This window comes from Cupriavidus sp. GW822-FHT06G04 (assembly GCF_058799075.1).
Window position 1 is genome coordinate 133,470 of sequence record NZ_JBXALD010000007.1, and the last position, 16,741, is coordinate 150,210.

General features: G+C 66.3%; 12 protein-coding genes. 1 reads left to right on the forward strand and 11 read right to left on the reverse strand.

The genetic code is table 11. From position 1 onward, the window contains the following. Nucleotides 1-8: 8 nt before the first annotated feature. From AC1RKI_RS17215 to bcsB, 11 genes are all read right to left on the reverse strand, one after another. The gene (locus AC1RKI_RS17215; RefSeq protein WP_061959761.1) at nt 9-581 is read right to left on the reverse strand and encodes a SiaB family protein kinase; all 573 of its coding nucleotides are present in this window, start codon (nt 579-581) and stop codon (nt 9-11) included. A 32-nt stretch (nt 582-613) separates the two neighbouring features. Then, nucleotides 614-1,867, reverse strand: coding sequence for a SpoIIE family protein phosphatase (locus tag AC1RKI_RS17220; protein ID WP_244785627.1), 1,254 nt, complete (start codon nt 1,865-1,867; stop codon nt 614-616). Nucleotides 1,868-2,016: 149 nt separating this feature from the next. Further along, the gene (bcsR, locus tag AC1RKI_RS17225) at nt 2,017-2,265 is read right to left on the reverse strand and encodes a BcsR/BcsP family cellulose biosynthesis protein (protein ID WP_492794968.1); all 249 of its coding nucleotides are present in this window, start codon (nt 2,263-2,265) and stop codon (nt 2,017-2,019) included. Between the two features lie 8 nt (nt 2,266-2,273). Then, on the reverse strand, nt 2,274-3,836 hold the full coding sequence (gene bcsG / locus AC1RKI_RS17230; protein ID WP_061959755.1) for a cellulose biosynthesis protein BcsG: 1,563 nt from the start codon (nt 3,834-3,836) through the stop codon (nt 2,274-2,276). A gap of 31 nt (nt 3,837-3,867) precedes the next feature. Further along, nucleotides 3,868-6,453 carry a UDP-forming cellulose synthase catalytic subunit gene (gene bcsA, locus AC1RKI_RS17235; RefSeq protein ID WP_492794970.1) on the reverse strand — a complete coding sequence of 862 codons (2,586 nt, stop codon included), beginning with the start codon at nt 6,451-6,453 and terminating at the stop codon, nt 3,868-3,870. Next, nucleotides 6,450-7,229 carry a cellulose biosynthesis protein BcsQ gene (bcsQ, locus tag AC1RKI_RS17240; RefSeq protein WP_150981108.1) on the reverse strand — a complete coding sequence of 260 codons (780 nt, stop codon included), beginning with the start codon at nt 7,227-7,229 and terminating at the stop codon, nt 6,450-6,452. The genes bcsA and bcsQ overlap by 4 nt, the downstream gene beginning before the upstream one ends. Continuing rightward, nucleotides 7,226-7,426 carry a hypothetical protein gene (locus AC1RKI_RS17245; RefSeq protein ID WP_150981107.1) on the reverse strand — a complete coding sequence of 67 codons (201 nt, stop codon included), beginning with the start codon at nt 7,424-7,426 and terminating at the stop codon, nt 7,226-7,228. Before AC1RKI_RS17245 ends, bcsQ begins: the two co-directional genes overlap by 4 nt. A gap of 2 nt (nt 7,427-7,428) precedes the next feature. Further along, nucleotides 7,429-9,216, reverse strand: coding sequence for a cellulose biosynthesis protein BcsE (gene bcsE / locus AC1RKI_RS17250; protein WP_492794972.1), 1,788 nt, complete (start codon nt 9,214-9,216; stop codon nt 7,429-7,431). A 14-nt stretch (nt 9,217-9,230) separates the two neighbouring features. Beyond that, nucleotides 9,231-13,025 carry a cellulose synthase subunit BcsC-related outer membrane protein gene (locus AC1RKI_RS17255; protein WP_492794974.1) on the reverse strand — a complete coding sequence of 1,265 codons (3,795 nt, stop codon included), beginning with the start codon at nt 13,023-13,025 and terminating at the stop codon, nt 9,231-9,233. Beyond that, complete coding sequence (bcsZ, locus tag AC1RKI_RS17260) at nt 13,007-14,182, reverse strand: cellulose synthase complex periplasmic endoglucanase BcsZ (RefSeq protein ID WP_492794976.1); 1,176 nt, start codon at nt 14,180-14,182, stop codon at nt 13,007-13,009. Before bcsZ ends, AC1RKI_RS17255 begins: the two co-directional genes overlap by 19 nt. Nucleotide 14,183: 1 nt before the next feature. Next, nucleotides 14,184-16,421 (reverse strand): cellulose biosynthesis cyclic di-GMP-binding regulatory protein BcsB, encoded by a 2,238-nt coding sequence (gene bcsB, locus AC1RKI_RS17265; RefSeq protein WP_084004333.1) that lies wholly within the window; start codon nt 16,419-16,421, stop codon nt 14,184-14,186. A gap of 80 nt (nt 16,422-16,501) precedes the next feature. Between bcsB and AC1RKI_RS17270 the strand changes: the two genes are divergently transcribed. Beyond that, complete coding sequence (locus tag AC1RKI_RS17270) at nt 16,502-16,741, forward strand: hypothetical protein (RefSeq protein ID WP_492794978.1); 240 nt, start codon at nt 16,502-16,504, stop codon at nt 16,739-16,741.

Sequence of the window (16,741 nt, forward strand, 5' to 3'; positions counted from 1 at the left end):
TCGGCGGATCAGATGGTGGCGACCAACTGGAACATCGTCGAGACCGGATCCGTATCGATCGGCTGAAAGTTGTACTCCAGGGGCGCGCTGGCATCGCGTGCCATCGTCAGGATGCCAAGCCCCGCGCCCTTGCTGCCTTCGGGTGCGTCGGCGCGCAGCGTTTCCTTGTATGCGCGCTTGATTTCGTCCAGCGTCATGGTGCGGACTTTCTCGAGCGTGCCGCGCAATTGTTCGACGCGCGCCGAGGAAACCGGGTTCGAGCACATCAGGCGGTAGTGTTCGTCCACCATGCTGATGCAGACCGATCCGTGCCGCAGCTGGCCGTCCGGCTGCGAGGGCGACGTGAGCGAATCGGACGAATAGTGCACGATGTTCTGCGCCATTTCCACGAACGACGAAAACAGCTTGCGCCGCGTGGTGCCATCCACGCCGCTCACGGTGAGTTGCAGGCGCACCGCATCGGACATGGCGGCAATGATGTTCTGCGAAAAATAGCCGACGTAGTAGAAGATCACGTTGCGTTCCCGAGCCATCTGGAAGAACGGCTCATATTCCTTGTCAATCGAGTAGGCGGCGGTCATGTGCGGTGCGGTCTGGCGCGATGCGGCGAGGTTCATTGCGCGCGGAAACAGAAGAAGGTCAGGTCGTCGCGGCGGCGCTGCGCGCCTTGCCACGCGCGATGCGCATCGAGCACGGCTTCGCCGATCTGCGCGGCCGACGCGTGGCGCTGGGCGCAAATCGCTTCACGCATGCGGCGCTTGCCGAACGCGATCTCGCGAGGGCCGCCGATCTGGTCGATCAAGCCGTCGGTGGTGACGAACACGAGGGTTCCGGAGCGGGTCGGCACGGTGCGGTTTTCCCACGCAAAATCCATGGCCGTGTCGACATAGCCCACACCCATGCGGGCGCCGTTGATGATCTCGCCCTCGGTGTCGGCGGGGTCGGCCTGCAGCACGAACAGCGACGATTTCGCGCCGGCAAACGTCAGCGCGCCGGTAGCGTTGTCGAACCAGAAGAATGCGGCGTCCATGCCGTCGTCCGACGCCGAGGCGTCCAGTACCTGGCGCGGCTCGCGGTCATTCTGCGCCAGCATCTGCTTGATGCCGCGATTGACCGCCATCAGCAGCGCGCCGGGATCGCGCGGGCCCAGTTGTTCCAGCGCCTGCGTCAGCAGCGACGACGCGATCAGCGTCATGAATGCGCCTGGCACCCCATGCCCCGTGCAGTCGGCCAGCGCGGCGAACCAGCCGTCCGGGTACGCGGCGAAGTGATAGAAATCGCCACCCACCACGTCGCGCGGCTCCCACACCAGCGCGGCGTCGGGCAGCGTGGCCGCCAGGGATTCGCGCGACGTGCGCAGCATCGCGCGCTGGATCGTGCTGGCGTAGTCGATGCTGTGCATGATCTGACGATTGCGCTCGGCCTGCATGTCAGCCACCACGCGCATCAGCTGAAGGCCCTGGCCCAGGCCGATGTACTGGCCGTCGCGCGCGATGATGAAGCCATCAGCCAGCGCCTTTTCGCCGTACTCGACGGTGCGAAAGGTCAGCGCATCGATGCTCATCGACGCGTCCACCACCAGCGGCTCCTTGTCCATGAAGGCGATGCAGCTTTTGCGGTTGTAGAGCTCGCGGTGATACGGCTTGCTCATCTGCGACAGGAAGATCGACCGGTTGATCAAGCCGATGGGCCTGCCTTGCTCGGTGACCGGCAGGCAGGCCAGCTCGCGATGCATCGCGAAGACTTCCAGCACGTCCTGGTTGGAATGGTCCGTGGTGACCGAAGGCGTAGGCACGGCCAGATCCTCTGCGCATGGCTGCCGGAAGCGTGGTCGGGCAGCGGAAGGATCCACCAGAAAGCCGGACATGACGAGGAGAGCAGGGAATTGGAAAGTGGCCCAGAGTCTAGGCACGCTTTATGTCGATTCCGTGACGAATTCCCTTGCAAATCAACGGCTAAGGCCCTACTCGCGAGGGGTGGCGGCATTAGCGTTCCGGCCGGGTGTGTACGCCGCCCTCACGGCTCCCGGTCGGCCGTGCGCGCAGGCGCGGCGTTGTCCGTGGCGGCCAGCGCCGCGCCGTCCTCGCGCAACTGCAAGCCCATCGTGCGCGCCAGCAGCGGCCAGCGCTGCGCCGCCTGGCGCGTTTCCACTTCGCCCTGCTGGTCGAAGTAGTGACTGCCGTCGAAGCCACTGACGTATTGCGCCAGCGCGTCGATGTCGTTGTAGGCGATGGCCGCCTTGCGCGAGGTGATTGGCTTGGCCATGACGATGCCTATTTTTGTTCGACCCAGACACCGTCCGGGGTGTGGATCACGTAGCCCTCGGTGCGTTTCATCGTGACCGTGGCTTCGTTCTCGCCCACCATCTGGGTCTGCGGCAGGTCCGCCGCGTATTGCGACAGCGCGGGCGCGCCTTGCCGGAACGGGCTGTCGGCGACCAGGTTGAACACCAGTTGCGACAGTCCCAGGAAGCTCATGGGCGCGTCGATGGTCACCGGCTGCGGCGTCTCGCTGCTCGGCAGGCCCACCAGCTTCACGCCCACCGGCACATGGATGATATTGGGCGTGGGAATCTCGCGCAGGCCGGAGATCTGGTTCTTGTCGCCACGCAGTGCCGCGCCATGCTCGGGCACGAAGACCACCACGGCCTTGCGGCCGGATTTGGCGATGGTGTCGATGATGCGGTCGACATCGTCGAGCAGGCTCTTGAGCCGCAACGGATACGATTCCAGGCTGGTCAGGCGCTTGCCGGGCAGGCGGTTGCCGTCGTGCAGCGTCACCGTGTTGTAGTACAGCGCCACCGGCTTCTTGTCGGCCTGCGCCAGGCGTTGCCGATACCAGTGATCGAAGGTGTCGAAATCGCCCAGCACCGGGGAATTGTCGAACGACCGCATCGCCACAGGCACGCCGTCGGTCGGCTCGGGATGCAGGCCGTCCACGCCCATTTCCCTTTCTACAATCGAGCGGAAATTGTCGAACCGGCCATCGTGGTTCATCAGGACATGCGGCGTGAAACCTGCCTGGGCCAGATCGGCAAAGATATGGCATTCGGCCGGCGCCGGATCGTACAGCGCCTTGTGTTCTTCCTGTCCGCACGCGCCGCGCAGCACGCGGATCGCGGCCGGACCGCTGTAGCTGGCCGCCGAGCTGAAATTCTTGAACAGGTAATCGAAACGCGACAGCAACGGGTGATTCAGGCTCTTGGCCGCATCGAGGTCGTCCCACGACAGCGAGCAGATATGCAGCAGGATGACGTCGAACTGGGCATCGGGGCTTGCCGTCAACGGCGCCACAGTGACGCTGCGCGACGCTTCCTGTTGCCGGAACGCTGCCAGGATGGCGTCGTAGTTGTTGGTGGCGTTGATGTCCGCGCGCGGGCTGTCCGCGGCGCGCGCCACATCGGCCGCGCTAGCGCCGCGCGTGCCAATCCCGAGCCCATACCAGAACGGCATGGCCAGCAACGCGATCAGCACGAACGTGGTGGTACGCAGCCAGCGATTCACCAGCAGATAGACGCCCAGCACCAGCAGCGCGGCCACCACCATCTGGATCGACACCAGGCGTTGCAGCAATTCGACCAGATAGGCGGGCGTGAACTCGCTGATATTGGAAAACTGGGAGATCACGCGCTCGAACGGCGGCAGCGTCGATTCGCGCCACGCCAGCGCGGCGCCAACGCCGATCGCCAGGATTTGCCGGATCACCCGCAGCGGACGCGATTCCATCGGCGCCACCAACAGCAGCGCGAGGGCGATGTTGAGGATCCAAACCGGCTTCATCTGCCCGGTATGGAACAAGTACAGCTTGGTGAGGAAGTAGAGATTCCAGAGTCCCATGTCGTCTCGATACAGGCGGATTCGGTCGCAGTCAGGGCACGCGCGAGCGGCGCCGCGCGACGACCAGATCCACGGCGTCCATCAGCGCGTCGTACAGGCGCAGCAAGCCCTGGTAGCCCATTTCGATCACTTCCTTGAGGCTGCGCAGCGGCGCGTCCACGCGTTCGTCGTCGAGCCAGTCGATCCATGCGTCGGCCCGGCCGAAGGTGCACTGGATCAACTGCGTTTCACGCTCGATGGTCAGGTTGTCCATGCGAACTCCGAGATGGCGATTGACGTGGCGCGTGACCACCGCCGGGAAGTGATAGGTGCGCGGACCGCGCGAAAGGCACAGGCCAACCCGCGCGCCTTCGGGCAATGGCACATCGATCGGCAATACCACGCCCAGTCCGCCCATCGAATAATTTTCCGTCTTGCACGCGAGCGTGCGGCCGTCGGGCAGCAACAGCGTGGCGGGCACGCGCATCGGAATCCGGTGCGACACGCGCACCTGCCGCGCCTCGCGCGCCACGCCCACCGCCGCGCCCAGCATGATCAGGTTGAACAACGCCCAGGCCATGTTCATCAGCACCGTGGCCGGCTCCTCGGTGCCCCAGAACAGCAGGCGCGCGATACCGCAGCCCAGGCCGATAACGTTCAGCCCCAGCAGCACCAGGTAGGGCTTGGAGATGGTCCAGTCCAGGTAATCCTCGGCAATCTGCCCGCCCTTGGCCGTCACGTTGAACTTGCCCGCGCGCGGATTGATAAACGCCACGGTGGTGGGCAGCACGATATACCAGGCCAGCACCGATTCGTAGACCTCTGCCCAGAACGAATGCCGGAAGCGGCCCTGCAGCCGCGAATTGGTGATGTTGGCGATCAGCAGGTAAGGCACCACATAGGCCGTGATCAGCAGCGCGGAGGTGTTGATCACATGCAGCCCGAAATACAGGTACGCGATCGGCATGGTCAGGAAGATCAGCCGCGGAATGCCGTAGAAGAAGTGCAGCATGGCGTTGCTGTAGCAAAGCCGCTGGAAAAACTTCAGCCCACGGCCGAACATCGGGTTGTCGAGCCGGAAGATCTGCGCCATCCCGCGCGCCCAGCGAATGCGCTGGCCGATATGGCCGGACAGGCTTTCCGTGGCCAGTCCCGCCGCCTGCACGGTGCGCAGGTAGGCGCTGTTGTAGCCCAGCCGGTGCAGCTTCAGTGCGGTGTGTGCGTCCTCGGTGACGGTTTCCACGGCAATGCCGCCGATTTCGAGCAGCGGCTCGCGCTTGATGACCGCGCACGAGCCGCAGAAGAACGTGGCGTTCCAGAAATCGTTGCCGTCCTGGATCAGCCCGTAGAACAGGCTGCCTTCGTTGGGCACGCGCCGGAACGTATCGAAATTTCGCTCGAACGGATCGGGCGAGAAAAAATGGTGCGGCGTCTGCACCAGCGCGCACTTCGGATCGGCCAGGAATTCGCCCATCGTCATCTGCAGGAATGAGCGTGTGGGGATGTGGTCGCAGTCGAAGATGGCGATATAGTCGCCGCCGGTCTTAGGCAGTGCAGCGTTGATGTTGCCGGCCTTGGCGTGCCGATTGTCGGTGCGCGTCAGGTAGCCCACGCCAGCCGCTTCGGCGAATTCGCGGATGTGCGCGCGGCGACCGTCGTCGAGGATGTACACGCGCAGCTTGTCGGCAGGCCAGTCCATGCTGCGTGCGGCGAACACAGTGGGCTGGATCACGTTCAGCGACTCGTTGTAGGTCGGTATGAACACGTCCACGGTTGGCCATTGTTGCGGATCGGCGGGCAGCGGCTTCGGTTTGCGATGCAGCGGCCACGCGGTTTGCAGATAGCCCAGCGCCAGGACGATCCACGTATAGACTTCGGCGGCATACAGCACATAGCCAACCGCCGCTTCGATCGCGGTGGAAAACTGCAGCGTCTGCGTGGATCGCCACCAGATGTAGCGGCCCGCCATCAGGGTCGAAATGGCGATCATCGTCAGCGTCGCCAGCCGTCCCGGAATGCGACGCACCACGGCCAGCGCGATCCACACCACGGCGAACAGCGTGAGCTGCTCCTTGAGCGGCAGCGGCGTCGTGCTGACCGCCACCACCGCGATCGCGGCCAGCACCAGCGACACCGGCAGCACGAACGGAATCTTTCCGACGCGCGCCGAAAACGCTTCCGATACATAGCCCACGCGATTCCAGTTCGGCCGCGGCAGCCGCGTCACGATCTTGTGCCGCAGGCGCGATACGCGATGCCACAGCGGCTCCAGTACGCGATCGAGCGCCCGGCGCAGCCAACCCGTGCGCGCAGGTTCCTGTTCGGTCCGTTGCTTGCGCGGATCGGCCGCCAGGCGCACGCGCGGCTTGGGCGGCCGCACGAACAGCCGCCAGACCCACGTACCGCTATGCGCGCGCTTGCCGATGCCGAGCCGGAGCTTCGCGCGGCGGTAGATCAGCGCGCTCCATTCCGCGGGGATGTCGCGTTTGCCGGGGCGCGGCGGCCGGAAGAACAGGCGCAGCAGCCAGTCCCCGAAATGCGGCGCGCTCCCCGTGTCGGCCTGCACGCCGAGCCGGCGCGCAATGCGTGCGCGCGCCGCGGTGGTCCATTGTCGCCATCCGCTTGCGATTGCGTTCATGACTGGCTCCCGCCTGGATCGCCGTCAGCCGCGCGCGTGTCGTTCGATTCCAGCCACGCGGACAGCCATGACGCCAGCCCGTTCAAATCGTGCGCGGTCTGCGAATGCGGCGTGCTGCGGCAGAAACTCTCGCTGCGCGCCAGGGCGTCGGCGACGCTGCTGTCCTCGTGCACGTGATAAGGCAGCATGTCCTGCCCCACCATGGCTTGCAGCATGGCAACGATATCGACCTGCAGTTGCCGCGCCGGCATCAGTCGCGTGGCCAGGTAGCGGACCGTCTTGCCGCGCGACGCCAGCGCATCCACCAGCCGTCGCAGCGTCAGGCAGGTTTCCGGTTGCGCGGGCGTCAGCACCAGCACCAGGTCGGCTGCATCGATGGCCTGGTTGGCGCCTGCCGACGGCCATGGCGGCGTATCGACCAGCACCGCCGCGCGTGCCGGCAGGTCGACCTGATCGATGCGCCGCGCGAGCCAGTTGGCGGGCAGGCGTTCCATCACGCCGATGGCCGTGTCGTCGCCCCATGGCACGAACAGCACGTCGTCGTCGCTGCGCTGGCCCGTGCCGGCCCATGCGGCGCCAGGGTTTTCCTGCAGATGGCTGCCGAGGCCGGCGGCGGGAATGTCGCGCAGCCCGAAATGAAAGCCGAGCACATTGCGCGGGTCGCATTCCAGCGCCAGCACCGCGTGCTTGCGCCACGCCAGCAGCGCCGCAAGCTCGGCGGTCAGCGTGGTGCGGCCGGCGCCGCCCGTGGTGGAGACGATTGCCACGGTTTTCATCGAGGGCCTCCGCCATTGGACTGGCGCTTGCCGCGGATTACCAGGGCGTCAAGCTGCGGCGGCAGGCGCACCGCGCGCCTTGGGCGCGGTGCGGTCCAGCGCGGCAGCCAGCGCAGCAGGTCGAAGCGCCACGCCAGCCATGCCAGCGGTGCGGCCAGGATCAGTCCCCAAACGAAGTAGCCGAGAAAGATGGGCATCGTCAGTCCTGTCGTTTGAGCGGCACCGGATGGTGCTCGGGTAGCGCGCGCGGCCCGGGGCGTGGCCCGACGCGGCGCGGTGCGATCAAGGGCAGCGATACGGGCGGCGATACCGGCTGCGGCGCGGGTGGGGCTCCCGGCGGGGTGTCGAGCTCTGTGGCCGCGTCGGCGCCGGTGCCGATGTGGGAGGACGATTCCTGCGCGGCCGGCGACGGCAGCCAGGTGCTGTAGTCGGGCGGTGGATATGCGGCGATCTCGGCCTCCAAGCGGCCCAGCACGGCGGCGATCGATTCGTTGTCGCCACTGCGCAGATCGCCCTGGAACAGATCGGCCATGGGTCGCTTGAACACGCGCTGGCATACGGCGTCGACGTCGTCCATGCGGCACGCGAAGAAGAACGCGTAGAGACTGTCGCTGCTGGCCGTGCAAAGGTCGCCGGCCCGGTTCATCTGGCAAGCACGCAGTGCGTCGATATGCGCCTTTTCGGGCAACAACGGCAGTTGCAGCAACACATGCGGCAGCCGAATCATCCGGCTGCGCTCGACCGCGTCGCGCACCAACGTGATAAAGGTGGATGCGGTGACATAGCCGCTGGTCGTGGTGGTCAGCACGGCGGACAAGGCATTGCGATAGTCGGCAAGGATAGGCCGCGAGAACACCTGGCCTTGCAAGCCGTCGATCATCGCCTGCATGCGCGCAAACGGCGTGCGCTGTGCAATCACGGCATTGGCGCCCAGATTCAGCATCAATAATTCGTAGTGTTGCCGCATGGCCTCGCGGTCTTCGCGGATCACGATCTTGAGCGCGCGCCCCGCGGTGCGGCGCAGGCGATGCACCTGGCCGGCCAGCGTTTCCAGGTCTCGACTGCCCGCGTAATGGAGGATTACTGTCGCGGCGACCGACTTGCTGGCGGTGGCGACTGCCGCCTCGTTGCTGTCGACCACGCGCCAATCTTCCGGGATATGGCGCTCACGCAGCACCGCCTCGCGGCTGACGATCACGCGGTTCTCGTCGGGCGCGAGCATGCCGGCTTCCTCGATGGCATCGCTAAAAGTATCGGACGCTACCATCAGGCGGTGTTCCTGCGGCGCAAAGCGCAGGCGGATCACCTCGCCGGCCACCACGGCCTGGTTGTCACGCCAGAACGCCACTTCCCACGTGTATTGGCCTTGTTGCTGCGAGAGCTGCACCGCGCCGGCAAAGCGGCCGTGAAAGCCATGCAGGTCGGATGGCGCCTGTCCCGGCTCCAGCGTGGGCGGCGTCACTACCAGCAGCAGGCTGCAGCGTTCCTGCGCACACCAGTCGCCCAGCCGCGCGCCCTCCACGGCCAGCGCCGTGGCGTCGTGCCAGCTGAAAAACGCCTCCGCGCCTTCGATCAGAAACGCCGTGCCGCGCGCGCCGCATTGATCGACCAGCGCCTGCAGCGCGTCGAGCAGGACGTCGATGCCCGGGCGGCCTTGTTGCGGACGCAATGCGCACAGGTTGGCGCGTGCGTGCATGGCGCGGTTCACATCGATATCGAGACCATGCTCGCGCAGCGCCGTGGCGATCTCCGCCGCGCTGCGCGTCGACAGCACGGAGGCCGGGCCGCGCAGCGCCGACGCGGCGGTCTGCCAGAACAGCGCATCGCGCGCGGGCGACGGCCTGGCGTACACGACATGCGCGCGACCGGCGGTCAACGTTGCCAGCGCCGCGGGCAGTCCCTCGATGGCGAGCGTTGCGCGCGCCTGTAGCCGCGCCAGCAACGGAGCGGGTGCGGATTGGGCGGGTTGGCGAGTGGCGTCGTTCATCAGTGGCCCAAAACTCAATATGCCGAATATGGCCGCACCGGCGTTGGCGGGAACGGCACCGGCATCTGCCGTTTGTCGAACAGATACCGCAGCCATGCCATGGCGCGGTTAGGCGCGTAATCACGTGAGCGGTCGATCGAGAAACCGGCGCCGACCACCCAGTGCGGCGCGAACGTGTATTCGACCGTAGCGCCGAGCGTGTAGCTGAAGCCGCCGCCAGAGCCGCCGCCATAGGTGGCGTTGCCGCTGAGCGCCTGGAGATCCGGGCGGGTGGGAAAGTAGGGCGCGTCGTTCTCGTAGGTGAACGACCAGCCCGCCGATCCCAGAAATCTCCACGACCACTTGGCGTAGCGGCCGGTCCAGTCCAGCGGAATGCCGACCGACACGTAGCGTTGCGGGCTGTAGTAGCCGCCGTGGCCAAAGGTGTAGAAGCGCTGGTTGTCGGAGTAGTGCCAGTAGTTGACGACCAGTCCGCTCGACACGCGCTGGTCGCGCTGGGTATAGACCGGTACGTCGAAGCCGGTGCGCACCGTGATCTCGCGATTTGTCTTGACGTTGTCGCCAGTGTAGAGGCCGGCGCCGACATCGGCAAACAGCCCGACCCGGCCTACATCGCGCGCATAGCGCAGATGCACGCCGTTGCGCACGATGCCGCCCCAGGTCTCGCCCGTGACCGGATCGCGCGCACCGCCATACGAAATCAGCGAACTGGTCTGGGCGCGGCGCGAAATGTCGACCGTCACCGACTGCACGCCCAGATCGGCGCGATAGCGGAATCCGCCCACCACGGTGGTTTCGAGAAATCCGAGCGGCGTGGTGCCGATATCGGCGCGCCAACTGTTGTAGGCGCCGTCGTATTCGTAACCGGCGGCCAGCGCCACGCCTTTTTCGGATTGCCCGATGGCGCCCAATCCGGCGTTGCCCAGCGCCGGAATCTTGCCGAACGGCAGATCGCTGACGCGGCGGCTGGCCTGCAACGTGCCCGCATCGAGCAACACCGTGTCGGCGTGGAAGAACATGTGGCCGGTGTAGCCGTGCGGAATGCGCACGTACAGCGGAATCTCGGTGGCATGCAGCTTTGAGATGCCGTCGTCGCCGGATTTGTTCGATTGCATGACGGCGGTGGCCACTTCGCCCTGGCGTCGCGCTTCCAGTCCCGCCAGTGCGCGCTGCGCGGGTGTGCCGTCGGCGCCGGCGGGCACGCTTTCGCGCTGTTCCAGGCCGCGAGCGGTGCGATACAGCGCGGCCGCATCGTTGAAGTCGCCGCGCGATTGCGCGACGCGTCCGCGTTGCACGGTGATATCGGCGCGCTCGGGAAAGCGTGCATCCAGCGCATCGACGACTTCGCTCGCTTCGTCCTCGCGCCGCATCGCGGTAAAGCGCCGCGCGATCGACAGTCGCGTATCGATGTCGTCGTCCGGCGTTTCCGCCAGCACGGTACGCACGATCTCGAGCGCCTGATCGGTCTTGCCCATGCGTTCGTACTGCCGCGCCAGCGTCAGTTGCGCACCCGCGTCGTGCGGCTGGGTGGCCAACACCTCTCGTGCGGCATCGGCTGCGCCGCGATAATCGCCGGCCGCTTCGCGCAGGTCCGCCACCGCAAGCAGCCAGCGACGGTCGGTCTGCTGCGCAGCGGGCACGGCGTAAAGCACGTCGTGTGCGCGGCGCAGGTCGCCGGCGTCAATCTGCCGGTCAGCCTCGCGCATCGCCAGACGCAGCGACTGATCGGCCAGATCGGCGCGCTCCTCGGCTGACACGTCCGGCAGCGCCGACGATTCCGCAATCCACTGGCGCAGATCGTCGTCGCGGTCCGCCGCCGCCAGCAATTCGCCGTAGCGCAGGCGGATATCGACATGTGGCGCCTCGCGGTGCGCGGCCAGCCAGTCGCTGACCAGCGCGAGGCCCTTGTCGGGTTCGCCCAGCGCGATCCATTCGCGGCCGATCGACGCTAGCATGTGCGGGTCCTCCGCAGCTTCGGCGGCGGCTTGATCCATCAGTGCGCGCGCCTCGTCGTCGCGGCCCTGGGCCACGCGCTGGCGCGCGTCGCGCAGCAGGCGTTGTGCGGCGAGGTTATGGGACAGCCCGCGCATGCCTTCCGAGCGCTCTGCCTGCGGCACGGCCTCCAGCACCGTGCTGGCCGCATCGATGTCATCGAGGCTGTTCAGGTACAGCGCGGTGGCGTAGCGCATGTCGTTGTTGGGCGCCGCGCGCATGCCGTCATCCATCACGCTGCGGCCCAGCGCCGGCAGCTTCAGGTCGCGATAGACGCGCGCCAGCGTGAAGCGTGTCCATGGATCGTTGGGGCGCAGGCGGATCGACGCTTCCAGATTGCGGATCGCCGGGCTGCGTTTTTGCTGGGCGAGCAGGCTCTCGGCCTGCACGGAAAGCAGATCGGCACGCATCGCGCGCAGGTCGTCCGACGCGCCTTGCATGCGCGCTTCCTGGCTGGCGATCAGCGGCTCCACTTCGTCGCCGCGGCCTTCCTTCTGCAGCAGCGCTGCCAGCGTGCGCAGCGCGCCGACGTCCGGCTTGGGGCGCGCCAGCATCTGGCGCAGCAGCGTTTCCGCTTCGTCGTTTTTGTTCTGCGCGATCAACGCGTCGGCCAGGATGACCTGCGCGTTTTCGTTGCCGGGCTGCTGAGCCAGCGCCTGTCGCGCGAGCGTTTCCGCTTCGGCGGGCTTGCCTTGCGCATTCGCTTCACGCGCCTTGGCAAGCGTGCCCCAGAACGTGGCCGTGGCGATGAGGCCGCGCCACTTGCTGCTCGGGTCGAGTTGCTGCGCGCGCGTGAACAGTTCGCGCGCTTCGTCATGGCGCCCTTCGCGCAGCCGCACCAGTCCCAGACCGCCGACCACTTCGGCATCGTTGCGGCGCTTCTGGTAAGCCTTCTGCAGTGCGATGTCGGCGTCCTTGAGCTGGCCGCGTTCCAGGTTTGCCAGGCCGCGCTGACGCGCCTGGAACGCGGGGTCGGCTTGCAATTTGCGCTGCGCCGTGACCTTCTTGCCCAGTTCGGCCAGCGTTTCCTGCGCCGCCTTGTCGTCGGGTACTTCCTTCAGATAGCGCTCGAACCAGACGTAGTACGCGGGGTCGTCGTTGACACGATAGAGCGCGCGCCGCCAGATATCGATCGCCGTGGTGCGATCGCCATCGGCTTTTTGTGCCACTTCGTAGAGCAGCGCGAGGCCCTCCTGACGCGTGGCCTCGCGGTCGGTCAGCAGATCGCCCAGCGCCAGCTTCAGATACGGATCGTTGGGATTGGCGCGGATGCGCTGCCGCAATTCGGCGATCGCCTGCGGCCGGCCCTGCGTCGTGCCGGACAGGATGCGGTAGTAATCGCGCGCCAGACTGCCGGAGGGCGCGCCGCGTGGGAACAGCTTGCGCAGGCGTTGCGCCGCCTCGTCATCCTTGCCGCTGCGCGACAGCAGCCTGATCGTCGCCATCTCGCGCTTGTCGCGCGTGGCAATGCGATAGGCGTCTTCCAACTCCTGCGTGGCCGCGCTGTCGGGCGCCGCGGCGCGTAACTGGGCCAGCCGTTTCTCGGCTTCGGCGGGGCGGTTCGAACGGATCTCGATCAGCCCCATCAGCTTGAGCGCTTCGGGCTGTCTCGGGTCGATCAGCAGCGCCTTTTCCAGAATGCCGCGCGCCATGTCGGCGCGATTCTTTGCATCCCACATGCGTGCCGCCGCCAGCAATTGGGCCATCTCGCTCGATTGCGCGCTGCGCGAAGCGGGCGGGAGATCCGCCGCGATAGCCGGCAATGCGGAACTGGCCAGGCACAGCGCCAGCGTCGGGGCTAACGCGCGGCGCGGCATGTGGATTCCCAAGCCGGCACCAGCGTGCCGTCCGCCTCGAAGCGGAAGTGTTGGTCGAGATGGCCGAGGCCGAAAAGCGCCAGCACCTGGCTGTAGTAGCCGAGCGGCTGTTGCGCGGCCATCGCGCGCGTGCGTTGGGCCTGCGCGCGTGCCGCGTCGGTCTGGCCAATGGCCGCCAGATACGGCGCGACCGCGGCCGAGAATCCGGCGTTGCCGGCGTTGGGCCCGAAGGTTGCCGCCTGCGTGTCGACGCGCTCGGGCGGGTGGCCATGCTGCAGGACGTAATCGGCCATCGGCCGAAACGCCTGCAGGACCGGTGTGCGCAGCGGGTCGCCCGGGGACATCATGCCGGCCCACAGATAGACGCGGATCGCGTTGTAGGACCCGCCGGCCTGCGTCTGCGTGTCGGGGAAAAAGCCGCGTCCCTTGCGATATTCGACCCAGTCGGGCGAGAAGCCGCGCGGTGCCGTGTCGACGACCAGCCGCGCCGAGGTGTCGAGCAGTGTCTTCCAGTTGCTGTCGTCGCCGAGCAGTTTTGCCAGACGGCGCATCACGGGAAGCGGCACATAGCTGGGGTTGAGGCGCCAGACGTCGGCCGCGGGCTGGAAGCCAACGGGGCCGGGCAGCAGCGTGCGGCCGAGCCCAGGCAGGACGGCGGTTTCCTCGCGCAGCACGCGGCGCGCGATCAATGTGCCAAGCGCGGTGTAGCGGCGTTCCTTCCAGAGGCGGCCCGCTTCCAGCAACGTATAGGCGATCCACACATCGGCATCGGATGCGGGATTGCGGTCGATCACGCCCCATGCGCCGGCCTGTTCGCCTTCGGTCCGCTTGCCCCAGATCCACGCGGGCAAATGGGCGATCAGGTCGCCCTGCGCGAGATTGTTTTCCGTCCATGCCAGCAACCTGTCGAACGTGGCGCGGTCATTGGCGACCAGCGCGAAGAACAGGCCGTAGGCCTGCCCCTCGGAGACGGTCACTTGCTGATCGGTGCTGGCGTCGATCACGCGGCCATCCTGGCTGATGGTGTCGCGGCGGAAGGCGTCCCAGTCCGGCCATGGACACGTGGCGGCGGCGCTGGTCAGCGCGACGCCAGCCAACCAGCACGCCAGCGCGCCGCGCATCGACGCACGCACCAGCCAGACCCTTGCCCGCAACATGTCAGCCTCCGTTGCGGCGCGCTGCCAGCCGGCCCAGGGCCCAGAACAGCGTCAGCGCCACCAGGAGGCCGGCCAGCATTCCGCCAATCGCCAGCAGCGCCGGATGCGCGGACAGCCGGATCCACAGCCATGCGTACCACGGCAGATTGCCGACGAAATACGTCTCGCCCAGCCGCAGACCTTCCAGGTCGCGCTGCCGGATCACGGTGAGATCGCCACGGATCTGCGCCACCTTGCCGGGATCTTCGAGCACGTCGAGCACGTCGCGCACGCGGTCATCGCTCGATGCGGTGAGGGCCACCACGCTGCGTTGCGCGGCGTAAGGTGATTCGAAGCCGATCAGCGCCGCCAGCGGCCCGTTGGCCGTGAGGATCGCGCGCCCGGCCGGCGAGATGTTCTCGGCCTCGATGCCGCTGAGCCAGTCCGACCACGCATGCGTGCGCTGGTCGCGCAACGCGATCTCGGTCTTGCCGCGCTCGATCAGCAGCGGCAGCGACTTGCCCCAGCCGTGCAGCACCTGCGCTGCGCTGCCGGTGCCGACGATCACCAGGTTGCGATCCTTGACCGATTCGATCGCCTTGGCCGGCGTGACGGCGACGCGCAGCGCAGGCAGGCCCGACCACTTGCCCATATGGCCGAGCACCGTCAGCAGCGCTTCCTCGTCGATGGCCGTCGGCGCATCGGGCATCACGACCGCGGTGTCGGCCAGGTCGGCCAGGCGTGTGAACGGGTAGCCGCTGTTGGCGAAGAAAGCGAGATTCGGCAGCGCGGCATAGTGCAGGAATCCGCTGAAATCGATCGACGAATCGGGATCGATGGCGGCCCGTCCGACATTTGCCGCGGACGACGAGCATAAGCCGGTCTTTTGCGAATCGATATGAAAACGGAACTGCATCTGGTTGTTGCTGCCGACCCGGAACGCCGGAATCAGTATCTCGTTGCTGACTGTGGCGCTGCCGCCGGACAGCAGCGGCACGCTGACCAAGTTTTCGTCGGTCTGCACGGTCAGCGGCTTGAGGCGGTACGACCGCACCAACTGGTCGTTGACATCGACGCTGAGTGTCGAATCGTTATACGTGGACGGCGCCGTATAGCGATACTTGACGCTGAGCGGCACCGCACGATCGTTCCAGCCGAACAGGTCGGCCGGCACGCGCATGTTCACGCGGATGGCATCGGGATTAGCGCCCGACACCTGCAGCTGCTGCGGATCGGTGACCAGTTCCTTGAACAGCACGGGGCGATCCGATGGCGCCCACGCCGGCGCGTCATACGGGCGGCGCGGCTTGCCGAGATCGACCGACTTGACGGCGGCGGTCGATCCGGCCAGACCGGCCTTGCCAAGCACGACCGCATTGGCGGCGACTTCGAGTTCCTGTGGGGTGCGCCCCGCCAGCACCAGCAGCTTGCGCGTGGGATCGGCCGGGTTCGGCATGACCATGACCGTGGGCCCTTCGATCTTGTCGAGATGGACGCCATCGGGCTGCGCGTTGGGCAGCACCAGCGCAATCGCATGCGCGTCGGCCGGCGCGCTGCGCGTAACCGGGAAGCGCAGTTCACGATAACTTGCCAGCGCCCCGAGCCACGACGCCACCACACCAGCGGCGCGCAGCGTCACCGGATCGGCATTGGCGGGCAGCACGAATGGCACCGTGACGCGCCGGTTGTCACGACGGTCGAAGAACGGCGCCGGCAACAGTGCGAGATTGTCCGGCAACGTAACCGTGGACTTGGTCAGCGTCAGCGTACTGGTGGGGCTGATGTCGGCCCACAGGCTCGAGTGATAGGGATCTTCGCAATGATCGAGCGTGTAGTGCGCGATCATCTGCACGTTGATGCGATTGAAGTCGGTGAAGTAGCGGGGATCGATGTCGATCTCGCGCGAGATCTGCTGGCCTGCGTGCTCCTGGTCGAGCGGCAGCGTGGCCACCACCTCGTCGTTGATGCGGATCTTCAGGTGTGACAGCGGATAGACGAGCGACGGCGAATAGGTGAATACGAGCTTGAGCCGGGCCGCGGTCACCACCTCGTCGAGACGGACGCCGACGTTGACCGTGCGTTCCGGATCGATGCCGCGCAGCGGGATCGTGTAGTTCGCGCCCATCTGTGCGAAGGTCAGCACCTGTGCGCGCCCGGGCGGCGGTGCGGCCGCGTCGGAGGCGCTGGCCGGTGCGATGGCCTGCGCGGCAGACCCTTGCGGAACGACGAAGGGGACAATGACCAGAAACAGCAAGGCCATCTGATGGAAAATGCGTCGAAGGCCAGACACACGTTCGGTCATATCGGCACGCCCTGTGAAGATCACGCAGCAGATTTTGCGTGTGGAAAATACTGCGTGACGAATATAGCACGCTGATTTCCGCGCGCAGCAAGGCGTTCGGGAAAGAATTCCGTGAATTAAGAAAAATTCAATTCATACGCGTGGCAGCCCTAAAAAGAATTGACTTGCATAACGCGCCGCTCGCGGCATGGCCCGTAAATTCGGCCCTGGGCATGCCAACTTTGCATAAAGTACACACCGGCCATGTGGAAGAATCCGGGCATTGTTCATTCCCATAA